The sequence below is a fragment of the Escherichia fergusonii ATCC 35469 genome, from assembly GCF_000026225.1.
Taxonomy (GTDB): Bacteria; Pseudomonadota; Gammaproteobacteria; order Enterobacterales; family Enterobacteriaceae; genus Escherichia; species Escherichia fergusonii.
In genome coordinates this window covers 2,475,721-2,489,521 of record NC_011740.1, presented here as the reverse complement: position 1 = coordinate 2,489,521, position 13,801 = coordinate 2,475,721, and the positions used below count along the sequence as shown (strand labels likewise).

At 51.4% G+C, this 13,801-nt stretch carries 15 protein-coding genes; 3 read left to right on the top strand and 12 right to left on the bottom strand.

Translation table 11 applies throughout. From position 1 onward, the window contains the following. Positions 1-42 precede the first annotated feature (42 nt). Complete coding sequence (gene chiQ, locus EFER_RS12240) at positions 43-369, top strand: ChiQ/YbfN family lipoprotein (protein ID WP_000733603.1); 327 nt, start codon at positions 43-45, stop codon at positions 367-369. Between the two features lie 83 nt (positions 370-452). Here the strand turns inward: chiQ and fur are convergent, their stop codons facing one another. The 5 genes from fur to ybfF all read right to left on the bottom strand — a co-directional run bounded on the left by fur (position 453) and on the right by ybfF (position 3,055). Beyond that, on the bottom strand, positions 453-899 hold the full coding sequence (fur, locus tag EFER_RS12235; protein WP_000131702.1) for a ferric iron uptake transcriptional regulator: 447 nt from the start codon (positions 897-899) through the stop codon (positions 453-455). After that, entirely contained in the window at positions 892-978 is an 87-nt protein-coding gene (gene uof / locus EFER_RS12230; RefSeq protein WP_001406816.1) for a fur leader peptide, read from the bottom strand. The genes fur and uof overlap by 8 nt, the downstream gene beginning before the upstream one ends. A 209-nt stretch (positions 979-1,187) precedes the next feature. Further along, positions 1,188-1,718, bottom strand: a complete 531-nt coding sequence (gene fldA / locus EFER_RS12220) for a flavodoxin FldA (RefSeq protein WP_001018618.1) — start codon at positions 1,716-1,718, stop codon at positions 1,188-1,190. 139 nt (positions 1,719-1,857) lie between these two features. Further along, entirely contained in the window at positions 1,858-2,151 is a 294-nt protein-coding gene (ybfE, locus tag EFER_RS12215; RefSeq protein ID WP_001300829.1) for a LexA regulated protein, read from the bottom strand. Positions 2,152-2,290: 139 nt separating this feature from the next. Continuing rightward, a complete protein-coding gene (gene ybfF / locus EFER_RS12210; protein ID WP_000773309.1) occupies positions 2,291-3,055 on the bottom strand; it encodes an esterase in 765 nt (254 codons plus the stop codon). Positions 3,056-3,239: 184 nt separating this feature from the next. Between ybfF and seqA the strand changes: the two genes are divergently transcribed. Both seqA and pgm read left to right on the top strand, forming a co-directional pair. Continuing rightward, entirely contained in the window at positions 3,240-3,785 is a 546-nt protein-coding gene (gene seqA / locus EFER_RS12205; protein ID WP_002431422.1) for a replication initiation negative regulator SeqA, read from the top strand. Between the two features lie 25 nt (positions 3,786-3,810). Then, positions 3,811-5,451, top strand: a complete 1,641-nt coding sequence (gene pgm / locus EFER_RS12200; RefSeq protein ID WP_001295675.1) for a phosphoglucomutase (alpha-D-glucose-1,6-bisphosphate-dependent) — start codon at positions 3,811-3,813, stop codon at positions 5,449-5,451. 222 nt (positions 5,452-5,673) lie between these two features. On the opposite strand, the gene potE is transcribed toward pgm, so the two are convergent. The 7 genes from potE to kdpC form a co-directional block, all read right to left on the bottom strand. Beyond that, entirely contained in the window at positions 5,674-6,993 is a 1,320-nt protein-coding gene (potE, locus tag EFER_RS12195) for a putrescine-ornithine antiporter (RefSeq protein WP_000075831.1), read from the bottom strand. Then, positions 6,990-9,188 (bottom strand): ornithine decarboxylase SpeF, encoded by a 2,199-nt coding sequence (gene speF, locus EFER_RS12190; protein ID WP_015953586.1) that lies wholly within the window; start codon positions 9,186-9,188, stop codon positions 6,990-6,992. The genes potE and speF overlap by 4 nt, the downstream gene beginning before the upstream one ends. Before the next feature lie 310 nt (positions 9,189-9,498). Beyond that, complete coding sequence (locus EFER_RS24590; RefSeq protein ID WP_211180488.1) at positions 9,499-9,603, bottom strand: leader peptide SpeFL; 105 nt, start codon at positions 9,601-9,603, stop codon at positions 9,499-9,501. Next, on the bottom strand, positions 9,570-9,716 hold the full coding sequence (locus EFER_RS24775; RefSeq protein WP_071821803.1) for a TonB-dependent receptor: 147 nt from the start codon (positions 9,714-9,716) through the stop codon (positions 9,570-9,572). Before EFER_RS24775 ends, EFER_RS24590 begins: the two co-directional genes overlap by 34 nt. A 161-nt stretch (positions 9,717-9,877) precedes the next feature. Beyond that, entirely contained in the window at positions 9,878-10,555 is a 678-nt protein-coding gene (gene kdpE / locus EFER_RS12175) for a two-component system response regulator KdpE (RefSeq protein ID WP_000186081.1), read from the bottom strand. Then, a complete protein-coding gene (gene kdpD / locus EFER_RS12170; RefSeq protein ID WP_015953584.1) occupies positions 10,552-13,236 on the bottom strand; it encodes a two-component system sensor histidine kinase KdpD in 2,685 nt (894 codons plus the stop codon). Before kdpD ends, kdpE begins: the two co-directional genes overlap by 4 nt. Beyond that, positions 13,229-13,801, bottom strand: a complete 573-nt coding sequence (gene kdpC / locus EFER_RS12165) for a K(+)-transporting ATPase subunit C (protein ID WP_015953583.1) — start codon at positions 13,799-13,801, stop codon at positions 13,229-13,231. The genes kdpD and kdpC overlap by 8 nt, the downstream gene beginning before the upstream one ends.

Here is a 13,801-nt window from a genome sequence, read left to right as displayed (position 1 = left end):
CGCGGCAGGTTTTGTGCCTGCCGCACATTTGAGGAGTTTGCTATGAAAAAACTGATTCTCATCGCCATGGTGGCATCGGGGCTGGTGGCTTGTGCACAATCCACCGCGTCACAGGAAGACAGCCGTCTAAAAGAAGCTTACAGCGCCTGTATCAACACCGCGCAAGGTTCGCCGGAAAAAATTGAAGCCTGTCAGAGCGTGTTAAACGTGCTGAAGAAAGAGAAACAACATCAGCAATTTGCCGAGCAGGAAAGTGTCCGTGTGCTGGATTATCAGCAGTGCATTCAGGCAACGCAAACCGGTAATGACCAGGCGGTGAAAACCGATTGTGATAAGGTCTGGCAGGAAATTCGCAGCAATAACAAATAAGTGAGAGCTGTAACTCTCGCTTTTCTTATGTCCCTTGTATAAAAAAGCCAACCCGCAGGTTGGCTTTTCTCGTTCAGGCGGGCTTATTTGCCTTCGTGTGCGTGCTCATCTTCGCGGCAATCGCCTTCGGCACAGTGGCCGTAAAGATAGAGACTATGGTTAGTCAGCCGAATGCCATGTTTTGCGGCGATTTCACGCTGACGCGCTTCGATGGAATCATCACTAAATTCGATAACCTTACCGCAGTCGAGGCAGATCAGGTGATCGTGGTGATGTTGCTGTGTCAGTTCAAATACGGATTTACCGCCTTCAAAATTGTGGCGGGTGACGATACCAGCGTCGTCAAACTGGTTCAGTACGCGATAAACCGTAGCCAGACCAATTTCTTCACCCATATCGATCAGACGTTTGTATAAATCTTCCGCACTGACGTGATGGTTGTCCGGCTCCTGAAGAACTTCCAGGATTTTTAAACGAGGAAGCGTTACTTTCAGGCCAGCTTTCTTTAGGGCGGTATTGTTATCAGTCATGCGGAATCTGTCCTGTTACTAAGCGGTTCACTTCATTAGAAGAAGTGACAGAATTTGCTCTTGAGATAATGCGTATCATTATAGAATTGCCACGCCTAAATGAAAACCACAAGTCCCTGGCAAATATTGTTAATAAAAACGTGGCTCAGCTTACATTTACAATGGCAAGGCCACTTGAACACCGGGACATTGTACAGGTACAACGGCAAAAGTTACAAATTTGTAGCAATTATTTTGATTGGCATTATCTATTAATACGGCGTAGACACGAGTCTACGCCGTATTACGTCAGGCATTGAGAATTTCGTCGAGATGCAATTCTTCAGAAATCTGTTTAACCCATTTTTCTACACGTTCAGCGGTCAGTTCCGGCTGACGGTCTTCGTCGATAGCCAGACCGACAAAGTGGTCGTCATCTGCCAGACCTTTTGATGCTTCGAAATGGTAGCCCGCAGTTGGCCAGTGACCAACGATAGTTGCGCCGCGCGGTTCAATGATGTCGCGGATGGTACCCAATGCGTCACAGAAGTATTCAGCGTAATCTTCCTGGTCGCCACAACCAAACAGCGCAACCAGTTTACCATTAAAATCAATTTCTTCGAGAGTCGGGAAGAAGTCATCCCAGTCACACTGTGCTTCGCCGTAATACCAGGTCGGGATGCCCAGCAGCAGAATGTCATAAGCTTCCAGATCTTCTTTGCTGCTTTTTGCAATGTCATGGACATCGGCAACGTCTTTACCAAGCTGTTTTTGAATCATTTTTGCGATATTTTCGGTATTACCGGTGTCGCTACCGAAAAAGATGCCAGTGATAGCCATGAGTGAAATAACCTCTTGAAACTTATTGAAATGGGGGTGGAAAATTGCCCACGGATAAAGGCAATCATAGCAGAACAGGCAGTCTTGCGGAATCAGCAAACGAGCAGGACTGCACACTGTGCTACATGAAAGTGGAAATTTAAACGATGCCCTGACTACGCAGCGCCGCCAGTTGCTGCATTAACATCTCTTCGATCAGTTCGCTACGGCTCATATTGCGCGATTCCGCCAGCTCGTTCAGCGCCTCGACAGCTTCCGCGTTCAGCTTCAGTTCGACACGCTTAAGGCCACGTACTTTGTCGCGTTTTAGCTGGTTGCGTTTATTAATACGCAGCTGTTCATCGCGCGAAAGCGGATTAGTTTTCGGTCGTCCCGGTCGACGCTCGTGCGCGAACAGATCTAATGTCGTACGGTCCGTTTGTTCTTTGGCCATGATCTTGGTGACTTCGGGGGAAACAATCAGCCAGGCGCCTGCCCGGATGGATAGCGCGCCATAATACATCAGCGCGATGAGTCACGCCAACGCCCACGCGTGGAAAGCGACGCGGACGCTGGGTTTTTAATCAGTTACGTTAATCATTGAGATAGCGACGGATAGCGCGTAATACCGCATCCGGTTTTTCAGCATGGACCCAGTGACCCGCGCCAGCAATCACATGCGCTCGTGCCTGTGGAAATTGTGTCAGTAAATCATCACGATACTGCTCGCTAACATACGGAGAATTGCCACCAGGGATAAACAGGGCAGGGTGATCCCATGCCGGGATTTTCTCCCACCCCACAATATGCGGATACTGATCCCACAATACCGGCACGTTAAAGCGCCACTCCCCGTCAACAAAAGATTTCAACAGAAACTGAATCACCCCTTCTTCATTAAGATGCTGGCGCATTACTGCCGCTGCTTGCTGGCGAGTTTGCGCGTCGGATTCACTGACTGCGTTGATAGCCGCGAAAATTTCATCATGACGGCGTACGTGATAGTCGACCGGCGCGATATCAATCGCCACCAGTTTATCGATGCGATCGGGGGCCAGTGCAGTCAGTGCCATCACCGCTTTACCGCCCATTGAGTGTCCAATAAATGTTGCCTTATCGATCTGCTGTGCATCCAGAGTGTCAACAAGATCCTGGGCCATCGCCGGGTAACTCATCACCGGATCTCTCGGTGAAAGACCGTGGTTACGCATATCAACCTGGATGATATTGTGATCGTTTACCAGATCGCGAGCCAGTACGCCAAGGTTGTCGAGGCTGCCAAACAGGCCGTGTACGAGGACGATGGGAGAATTATTGTGCTGGTTTTGTGCAGTTTGCGTGCGGATATTCAATTTCATGGCAAAGTTCTTTTTTTCGCGTTGTCGGGTTAGGGTATTATGTTGACCATTGTGCCACAGGGCTGCAACAAATACGGGTTACTCCGATTTTTTCTGCAAGCCAGGCTTGACGCTATCCGCTGCCGGGATTTATTCATATACTCCTGGCGACTTGTATTCAGCTAAGACACTGCACTGGATTAAGATGAAAACGATTGAAGTTGATGATGAACTCTACAGCTATATTGCCAGCCACACTAAGCATATCGGCGAGAGCGCATCCGACATTTTACGGCGTATGTTGAAATTTTCCGCCGCATCACAGCCTGCTGCTCCGGTGACGAAAGAGGTTCGCGTTGCGTCACCTGTTATCGTCGAAGCGAAGCCGGTCAAAACGATTAAAGACAAGGTTCGCGCAATGCGTGAACTTCTGCTTTCAGACGAATACGCAGAGCAAAAACGAGCGGTCAATCGCTTTATGCTGCTGTTGTCTACACTATATTCTCTTGACGCCCAGGCGTTTGCTGAGGCAACGGAATCGTTGCATGGCCGCACGCGCGTTTACTTTGCAGCTGATGAACAAACGCTGCTGAAAAATGGTAATCAGACCAAGCCGAAACACGTGCCAGGCACACCGTATTGGGTGATCACCAACACCAACACCGGCCGTAAATGCAGCATGATCGAACACATCATGCAGTCGATGCAATTCCCGGCGGAATTGATTGAGAAGGTTTGCGGAACTATCTAAAACGTTGCAAATAAAGGACAAAGCAATGGCTATCCACAACCGTGCAGGCCAACCTGCACAACAGAGTGATTTGATTAACGTCGCCCAACTGACGGCGCAATATTATGTACTGAAACCAGAAGCAGGGAATGCGGAGCACGCGGTGAAATTCGGTACTTCCGGTCACCGTGGCAGTGCAGCGCGCCACAGCTTTAACGAGCCGCACATTCTGGCGATCGCTCAGGCAATTGCTGAAGAACGTGCGAAAAACGGCATCACTGGCCCTTGCTATGTGGGTAAAGATACTCACGCTCTGTCCGAGCCTGCGTTCATTTCCGTACTGGAAGTGCTGGCAGCGAACGGTGTTGATGTCATTGTGCAGGAAAACAATGGCTTCACTCCGACGCCTGCCGTTTCCAATGCCATCCTGGTTCACAATAAAAAAGGTGGCCCGCTGGCAGACGGTATCGTGATTACACCGTCCCATAACCCGCCGGAAGATGGTGGTATCAAGTACAATCCGCCAAATGGTGGCCCGGCTGATACTAACGTCACCAAAGTGGTGGAAGACAGGGCCAACGCACTGATGGCCGATGGCCTGAAAGGTGTGAAGCGTATCTCCCTCGACGAAGCGATGGCATCCGGTCATGTGAAAGAGCAGGATCTGGTGCAGCCGTTTGTGGAAGGTCTGGCCGATATCGTTGATATGGCGGCGATTCAGAAAGCGGGCCTGACGCTGGGCGTTGATCCGCTGGGCGGTTCCGGTATCGAATACTGGAAGCGTATTGGCGAGTATTACAACCTTAACCTGACCATCGTTAACGATCAGGTCGATCAAACCTTCCGCTTTATGCACCTCGATAAAGACGGCGCGATCCGTATGGACTGCTCCTCCGAGTGTGCGATGGCGGGCCTGCTGGCACTGCGTGATAAGTTCGATCTGGCATTTGCTAACGACCCGGATTATGACCGTCACGGTATCGTCACTCCGGCAGGTTTGATGAATCCTAACCACTACCTGGCGGTGGCGATCAACTACCTGTTCCAGCATCGTCCGCAGTGGGGCAAAGATGTTGCTGTCGGTAAAACGCTGGTTTCATCTGCAATGATCGACCGTGTGGTCAATGACTTGGGCCGTAAGCTGGTAGAAGTCCCGGTAGGTTTCAAATGGTTTGTTGATGGTTTGTTCGACGGCAGCTTCGGCTTTGGCGGCGAAGAGAGCGCAGGGGCTTCCTTCCTGCGTTTCGACGGCACGCCGTGGTCTACTGATAAAGACGGCATCATCATGTGTCTGCTGGCGGCGGAAATCACTGCTGTTACCGGTAAGAACCCGCAGGAACACTACAACGAACTGGCAAAACGCTTTGGTGCGCCGAGCTACAACCGTTTGCAGGCAGCTGCGACTTCCGCACAAAAAGCGGCGCTGTCTAAGCTGTCTCCGGAAATGGTGAGCGCCAGCACCCTGGCTGGTGACCCGATCACCGCGCGCCTGACGGCGGCACCGGGCAACGGTGCTTCTATTGGCGGTCTGAAAGTGATGACTGACAACGGTTGGTTCGCCGCGCGTCCGTCAGGCACAGAAGACGCATACAAAATCTACTGCGAAAGCTTCCTTGGTGAAGAACATCGCAAGCAGATTGAGAAAGAAGCGGTTGAGATTGTTAGCGAAGTTCTGAAAAACGCGTAAACACATTAAATAAGAAAAAGGGCGGTCGGAAGATCGCCCTTTTTACTTATGATAGCCTGATACGCTACGTTCATCAGGCCTACGAGGATGGTGCAATATATTGAATTTGCACTATTTTGTAGGACGGATAAGGCGTTCACGCCGCATCCGGCATGAACAACGAGTACTTTGCTAATAATCTGAAAGGGCGATCATTCAATCGCCCTTTTTTATTTCGCTTTATTAACCGTGTTTGTTTTTCAGTTCAAAGCGTGGTGATACCAGACCATACAGTGTCCAACCAAGGAAAGTCACGATGGAACCGTACAGCATGGCTTCTTCCCCGGATGAGTACAGCGCATAGAAACTGTACATCGCACCAACAAAGGCAACAAAGTTTGCTACTTTCGCTTTTGATGGTGGCACATTGGCGACCTGCTGAATAATAACTAACGCCGCCATCGACAGAATATACGGGATAATATTGGTCACCACGGCCAGGTTAACCAGCACGTTGAACTGGCTGTTCAGTGACGGGCTAATGGTCATCAGTGCCAATCCACTCTGAATAATCACAATGGTCAACATTCCCTGAACCGGTGCATCCACTTTGGTTACACGGGAGAAAATTTTAGGGAAGTAGCCTTCATCAGATGAAGATTTAAACACCTGGGCAATGGTGAACTGCCAGCCAAGCAGTGAACCGCAGCAGGACATCACCATCAGCGCCATAATGACTTTACCCACTTCCGGCGTGAACATCTGTGCGAAGGCCAGGCCAAATGGTGCCGTTGAATTTGCCAGCTCCATATTTGGCACAATCCCGGCAATCACGTTGGTGGAGACGATATAAATCACCGCCGCACCTAACGTACCGCCAAGAACTGCAATCGGCACGTTACGTTCCGGGTTTTCAACTACTTCGGCGTTGGCACAGGCAGACTCCAGACCGAGGAAAGCCCACAATGTCATGGCGATGGAGGAACCTACAGCGCTAAAGAACGGCACATGGTGCGGGTTCCATGAGTTAGCGTACAGCGTCGGGCTAAACCAGAACCAGCCGATAATACACAGGCCGACCACCGGAATAATGACCCCCCACACGGTAATGCTACTGATTTGCCCGGTAATGCGCGCACCACCAAAGTTAGCCACGGTACAAATCCACAGCACTCCGATGGTTGCCAGACCAATCTGCACTGGCGACAAACTCGCGCCGAGCAGTTCGGTGCCGTAACCAACCGCCGAAATAGCAATTGCGACGTTAGCAATCAGCAGCGAGACGCCGTAAGTGTAGTTCGCCATAAAGTTACCGGATTTACCGAAAGCATACTCGGCATAACCGCCCATACCACCTGATTTACGGCTGAACATGCCGCATTTTGCGAATGCCCATGCCAGCGCCATTGAGCCTACGGCAGTCACCAACCAGGAGATTATTGAGATTGTCCCAACTTCGGCAAGCTTTGTCGGCAGCATGATGATGCCGGAGCCCATCATGTTGACCATCGTCAGTATGGTTAACTGAACGACGCCCATTTTGTTCGATTTAGCCTGACTCATAATTTTTCCCCTTTCAACAGGGTGCTTTGCGCATCACGAGGCTTGATGACATAGCACCAAACTTGCTTACGACCATCATGTTCTTCGATATAGACACCCTGCAGCTCCGGTGCAAAACCTGGCAGCAGGTTGATCCCTTCTTCCAGAGCGCTGAAGTAACGCAGAACAGCACCACCCCAGATTTCACCCGGAACAACACACAGCACACCCGGAGGATAAGGAAGCGCACCTTCGGCAGCGATACGGCCTTCTGCATCCGGCAGACGAACCAGCTCCACTTCACCGCGTAAATAGGCGTAGTTGGCTTCTTGTGGATTCATGCTGACGCGTGGGAAGTGCTCCTTACGGAACATCTCTTTTTGCAGTTGTTTCACGTTGTGACGGGCATACAAATCATGCATTTCCTGGCACAACTGACGCAGGGTATAACCGGCGTAACGCTCTTCATGCTGTTTGTAGATGGAAGGCAGTACTTCCGCCAGAGGCGCATCAGCTTCCAGTAGTTTTTCGAAGCGAACCAGCAGGGCAACAAGTTGCTGAAGTTTGGCCATATCTTCTGCCGGAGTCAGCAGGAAGAGGATGGAGTTAAGATCGCATTTTTCCGGCACTACGCCATTTTCGCGCAGGAAGTTAGCAAGAATCGTCGCGGGTACACCGAACGCTTCGTATTCGCCGTTACGTGCATCAATACCTGGGGTTGTCAGCAACAGTTTGCACGGATCGACAAAGTATTGATTCTCTGCGTAGCCTTCAAAAGAATGCCAGTGCTCACCGGGTACAAATTTAAAGAAGCGCAGATCAACCGCTATTTGCGCTGTTTCATATGACTGCCAGGGCTTACCATCCACCAGTTCAGGAACGAACGGACGAATGTGCTGACAGTTATCGAGGATCAATTTGCGGGTATTAATACCGTTAACCACACAATCCATCCACATATTACGACCGCTGACACCTTCATGCATTTTGGCGTTGATATCCAGTGCGGCAAACAGCGGATAGAACGGGCTGGTGGAGGCGTGCATCATAAAGGCGTTGTTCATGCGTTTGTGCGGTACATAACGCTGTTGCCCTTTGATATGGCTGTCTTTTTTATGAATTTGTGAAGTCTGGGAAAAACCAGCCTGCTGTTTATGCACAGATTGCGTAACCAGAATACCCGGATCGTTCTCATTAAGATCCAGCAGCAGTGGCGAACAGTCCGCCATCATCGGAATAAACTGTTCATAGCCGACCCATGCTGAGTCAAACAGGATGTAGTCACACAGATGACCGATTTTATCCACCACCTGGCGGGCGTTATAAATAGTACCGTCGTAGGTGCCTAACTGAATTACAGCGAGGCGGAACGGACGCGCTTCTTTTGCCCGTTGCGGTGCAACTTCTGTAATCAGTTCACGCAGATAACTTTCTTCGAAGCAGTGCGCATCAATGCCACCGATAAAGCCATACGGGTTACGTGCCGTTTCCAGATAAACCGGTGTTGCACCAGCCTGTAGCAACGCTCCGTGGTGGTTAGACTTATGGTTATTACGGTCAAACAGCACCAGATCACCCGGTGTCAGCAGGGCGTTTAAAACCACTTTGTTGGAGGAGGATGTGCCGTTTAAAACAAAGTACGTTTTATCGGCATTAAACACTTTTGCCGCATGTTGCTGTGCAATGCATGGCGCGCCTTCATGAATCAGAAGATCACCCATTGCTACGTCGGCATTACACAAGTCGGAGCGGAAGAGCATTTCGCCAAAATATTCCACGAACTGATTCCCAGCCGGATGACGACGGAAAAACTCACCCCCCTGATGACCCGGGCAGTCAAAAGCGCTATTGCCCTGATTGACATAATCGACCAGTGCGCGGAAGAAGGGCGGGCGCAGTTGCGTTTCATAATGGCTGGCAGCGGTTTCTAACTGACGTCCATAAAACTCTTTACGTGATTCGCAATGCTCGAAGACACCAGAAATACGTGGCAGATATTCTGCTGGTACACGTTCTTCATTTTCCGTTGCAATAAAAACAGGAATGCCATAGCCAGTAGCGTCTATTTCATCGAGTTTTCCACGTTCAACATCATTGACCGATAAAATAATGGCGGCAACGTCAATATAATTACTTTCGTCAATATTCACGCATGCACGATGAGTAGAAAAACAATCCGGGCAAGAACGACTAACGGCAATTTTTAATTCTGACATTTTGTTCATCTCTTTATTTCAGGTAATAACAGGTCCTCAATTTCTCAAAGGAGAAATCGATCACGCCGGAAAAAAAGCAAAACTCCACCGCTGATAAATAAATCAGTAGTTTGCTTTTTGCAGATGCAATAACCCAGACCAGCCCGGTAACTGGCTATACTCGTCATACTTCAAGTTGCCTATGCTGCGACTCGAATTATTAAGAGTTTAAAAGGGTTAGCAGTATATGAGCACCGAGGGATACAGGTATTAACCTGTAATGCTTAAAGCCAGGGAGACCTGTACGCTGGGGTGCCCTTTAGTCAGAAGACTAGCGGGCATTAAAGAAATGAAAGTCAAAACTATTACGATGGGCAAACTTCATGATATGGGTTGTCCGCCTTATATGAGGCATTGTGCGGCTATTATTTTCCATTTTCCTTTACCTTTTGCTGTGTCAGTTGAAGGTAGGATTATTCTATCCAGGAAATGGCTATAATCTGTGAAGAAGATCAACAAAAAACGATCATACCCCAAATAATAAATCATTAATTATGAATAGTGCCATATTAGATGCTGTTTTGTTATTTAAATGTTGTAATTTCGTGGTTTATATTTGCATTAAGAAATTAAAACTGCCAAATAATAATATTTTTGGCAGAATTAATAATAAATTAATAATTTTTTAAGCGCATTTATTGAATAAACATTCATGGCATAAAACGATAGCCAATACCGGTTTCAGTAATGAAATGGCGGGGGCGGGCGGGATCTTGCTCCAGTTTTTGTCGCAGATGTCCCATATAAATACGCAAATAGTGGCTGTGTTCGACCGCGTTTGGTCCCCACACCTGGTTGAGAAGCTGGCGCTGGGTGAGCACTTTTCCGGCATTGTTGAGCAGCACCGCCAGCAGGCGGAACTCAATCGGGGTGAGATGCACCTCTTCCTCGCTGCGGTGAATCACGCGGGCAGCTAAATCGACGGTAACATCGGAAAATTTCACCAGCGGCTCGGGCGCGGTGGTGGCGGAGTGGCGGCGTAATGCGACGCGCAGACGGGCCTGCAATTCACCAATGCCAAACGGCTTACTCAGGTAATCATCCGCTCCAGCATCCAGCGCGGCGATTTTGTCGCTCTCTTCGCTACGTGCGGAAAGCACAATCACCGGCACCGCGCTCCACTGGCGCAGGTCGCGGATAAACTCAATCCCATCACCGTCTGGCAGGCCGAGATCGAGAATAATCAAATCGGGCTTACGGGTTGCCGCTTCCAGCAAGCCGCGTTGCAGCGTTTCGGCCTCAAAGACGCGCATACCGTCACCCTCCAGCGCCGTGCGCAGAAAGCGACGAATAGCCTGTTCATCTTCAACAATCAGAACGTTTGTCACATATCCTCATGAAATTCTTCAAGTTCAGGGGCAGTTTGCTGGGGAAGTGTAACACGAAAACAGGCACCACCTTCCGGTCGGTTGAACGCGGTAATGGTGCCGCCGTGTACATCCACAATTGCCCGACAAATTGCCAGCCCAAGCCCTACACCCGGCACCGCCGACTCTTTATTTCCGCGAGCAAACTTATCGAATATCGCCTGCTCCAGGCCTTGTGGAAGACCGGGGCCGTTATCCCAGACATCCAGTTGTAGATTTTCGCCCTCAACGTGGGCATCGATACCAATTTCGGCCTGTGTACCCGCGTATTTCACCGCGTTCTCCAGCAGATTAATCAGCACCCGTTCAAAGAGTGGCCCATCAACGTGGATTAAGGTCAGCGGTTCTGGCAGAGAAAGATTGATGGGCGAGGATAAACCCGGTTCCAGCATTTGCAGCGCGCTGCCGACCACTTCTTCCAGCGTTAACCACTCTTTCTTCAAATTAAAGCCGCCGGACTGAATTCGCGCCATATCCAGTAGATTATTCACCAGTCGGGTCGTGTTCAGTACATGCTGACGGATCTCGCTGGCCTGGTGGGCGTGGGGCGATCCTTCGCTTGCAAGATCGAGCGTTAAGATTTCTGCCTGACCGAACAGCACCGTAAGCGGAGTGCGTAAATCGTGCGAAAGCGCCGCCAGCAGGGCGTTGCGGATCTGTTCACGTTCGCTTGCCATCCGCGCCTGTTCTTCGCTGGCGGTCAGCGTCAGGCGTTCCAGGGCATTGGCGACTAACAACGTAAACGTCTCCAGCAGGCGTTGCTGTTCCGGGATCATCAACTGGCGCAGATTCCCCGGTTCCACCACCACCAGCCCGTAGGTTTTCTCACCGCTTTTTAACGGCAAAATCTGGTATGGCACACCGGGTAACGTATCGGTGCCCGCGCCCGCAGGCAGGCCTTTATCAAAACTCCACTGCGCGATGGCATCTTCCCACGGCGTCATTCCTTGCGGATGTGTTAACGGCTGTAATTTACCGTTGTCATCGGGCAACAACACCTGGCTGCGGGCATGAAACGTAGAAGCAATAAATTGTTCGCTGGTGGCAGCGATGTCCTGCGGACTGCGGCCCACAGCCAAAGCTTTCGACATTTCATATAAGTGTCGTGTGCGTTGCTCGCGGTAACGGGCTACCCGCGCCTGATAACGTACGCCAGCAGTAAGGTTCCCGATCACCAGCCCGACGGTTAACATCACCGCGAAGGTCAGCAGATACTGCACATCAGAGACGGCGAGCGTGCCGCGTGGGGCGATAAAAAAGAGATCGAAACTCACCACATTAATGACGGTAGCAAGCACCGAAGGCCAGCGTCCATAAAACAGTGCCACCACCACCACGCCAAGCAGATACAGCATCACCAGGTTGGCGGCATCAAACGCCATCAGCCACTGCATGGCAATTAAGGTGATAACGGCGCATAACGCGGCGGCAACCACGCATCCCTGAATCTGTATCCGCCACTTGTCTTTAAAAGAGCGGCTATCCGGCGCGTTGTTAATCGTGCGGGCGGGTGGTTCATCAAGCGCGACCAGAATCTGATCGAGATCGGGGGCGATGCGCGCCAGTCGGTCAGCAAACGTTTCCCGACGCCACCAGCGGCGCGAGGCCGGGCGACCGAGAATAATCTTGCCGAGATTATGTTCACGGGCATAACGCACTACGGCTTTTTCTTCCGCCGGATCAGAAAGTGTTGCTGTCTCCGCGCCCAGCTCCTGCGCCAGACGTAAGGCGCTGAGAATTGCCCGACGTTTCTTCTCCGGTAAGCGGTGCAGGGCAGGGGTTTCAACATACACCGCGTGCCAGACGCTCCCCAGCCGTGACGCCAACCGCGCCGCCGCGCGGACCAGTTTTTCGCTGCCGGTGTTATGCCCAATACATAAAAGAATCGCGTCGCGCGTGTGCCAGACTTTCTCTTCGCCAGGATGCCCCCGCCAGGCGCGCATTTGCTCATCCACGCGATCGGCAGTACGGCGCAGTGCCAGTTCGCGCAGGGCGATCAGATTGCCTTTGCGGAAAAAATGTTCAATGGCGCGCTCCGCCTGCCCGGCAATATAGACTTTGCCTTCTTTCAGCCGTTGACGCAGATCGTCCGGGGGCAAGTCCACCAGCACTACGTCGTCGGCAGCATCAAAAAAGGGATCGGGCACGGTTTCCCGCACCTGAATTCCGGTGACGCCGCTGACCACATCGTTCAGGCTTTCCAGATGCTGAACGTTGACGGTAGTGAAAACATCAATGCCCGCTTCCAGCAGCTCTTCAATGTCCTGCCAGCGTTTAGGATGACGAGAACCTGGCGCATTACTGTGCGCCAGTTCGTCCATTAAGATCAGCGCCGGACGGCGGGCGAGGGCGGCATCGAGATCAAACTCGCTGATATGCCGCCCACGGTACGCCTGGCGTTTGGGCGGCAGAACAGCCAGCCCTTCCAGCATTGCGGCGGTATCTTTCCGCCCGTGGGTTTCTACCACGCCAACCACAATATCCAGCCCTTGCGTCCGCAGTCGCTGGGCTTCCGCCAGCATCGCCCAGGTCTTCCCGACGCCTGCACAGGCACCGAAGAATACTTTTAGCTTCCCCCGATGCGGCGCGGCAGTTTGTTCCAGCAGACGATCGGGGTCGGGACGTAAGGGTTCGTTATTCATCAAGCTTATCCAGCGCCAGATTGAGTTCGACAATGTTGACGACCGGCTGGCCGATATATTTCACCAGCGGTTGTTGGCTATATTTTGCGATCAGCTGCGTGAGCTGTTCAACGCTGAGATTACGCGCTTTCGCCACGCGAGGAATCTGCCAGGCCGCCGCTTGCGGGGTAATATTATTGTCCAGCCCGCTTGCCGACGCCGTCACCAGTTCAACCGGAACGCTCGTGCTGGCGTCCGGGTTAGCGGCCCGTAATGCGGCAACGCGTGCAGCGATTTGTTTATCCAGCTCAGGGTTACTGACCGCCAGATTGCTCCCGCCAGAAGCCTGTGGATTATAGGGCATTTCTGCCGTTGCCGACGGGCGACCATGAAAATAGCCGTTGCCGGTAAAATTCTGCCCGATTAATGCCGAGCCGCGCACCGTATCACCTTCGCGAATCAACGAACCATTGGCCTGCCAGGGAAACCACCATTGCCCCAGCGCGGTGGTCAGCAGCGGGTAAACACCGCCAGTAATCAGTAACAAAAAGAGAAATGTTGATAATGCCGGACGTAATCCACGCAT

What these genes read in the sequence shown, in the direction of transcription:
- ybfF (WP_000773309.1), bottom strand. Translation starts at nt 3,055, where the DNA reads ATGAAATTGAATATCCGCACGCAAACTGCACAAAACCAGCACAATAAT.
- fur (WP_000131702.1), bottom strand. Translation starts at nt 899, where the DNA reads ATGACTGATAACAATACCGCCCTAAAGAAAGCTGGCCTGAAAGTAACG.
- chiQ (WP_000733603.1), top strand. Translation starts at nt 43, where the DNA reads ATGAAAAAACTGATTCTCATCGCCATGGTGGCATCGGGGCTGGTGGCT.
- kdpD (WP_015953584.1), bottom strand. Translation starts at nt 13,236, where the DNA reads ATGAATAACGAACCCTTACGTCCCGACCCCGATCGTCTGCTGGAACAA.
- EFER_RS24775 (WP_071821803.1), bottom strand. Translation starts at nt 9,716, where the DNA reads ATGATTTATTATTTGGGGTATGATCGTTTTTTGTTGATCTTCTTCACA.
- fldA (WP_001018618.1), bottom strand. Translation starts at nt 1,718, where the DNA reads ATGGCTATCACTGGCATCTTTTTCGGTAGCGACACCGGTAATACCGAA.
- pgm (WP_001295675.1), top strand. Translation starts at nt 3,811, where the DNA reads ATGGCTATCCACAACCGTGCAGGCCAACCTGCACAACAGAGTGATTTG.
- potE (WP_000075831.1), bottom strand. Translation starts at nt 6,993, where the DNA reads ATGAGTCAGGCTAAATCGAACAAAATGGGCGTCGTTCAGTTAACCATA.
- uof (WP_001406816.1), bottom strand. Translation starts at nt 978, where the DNA reads ATGATACGCATTATCTCAAGAGCAAATTCTGTCACTTCTTCTAATGAA.
- ybfE (WP_001300829.1), bottom strand. Translation starts at nt 2,151, where the DNA reads ATGGCCAAAGAACAAACGGACCGTACGACATTAGATCTGTTCGCGCAC.
- kdpC (WP_015953583.1), bottom strand. Translation starts at nt 13,801, where the DNA reads ATGCGTGGATTACGTCCGGCATTATCAACATTTCTCTTTTTGTTACTG.
- EFER_RS24590 (WP_211180488.1), bottom strand. Translation starts at nt 9,603, where the DNA reads ATGGAAAATAATAGCCGCACAATGCCTCATATAAGGCGGACAACCCAT.
- seqA (WP_002431422.1), top strand. Translation starts at nt 3,240, where the DNA reads ATGAAAACGATTGAAGTTGATGATGAACTCTACAGCTATATTGCCAGC.
- speF (WP_015953586.1), bottom strand. Translation starts at nt 9,188, where the DNA reads ATGTCAGAATTAAAAATTGCCGTTAGTCGTTCTTGCCCGGATTGTTTT.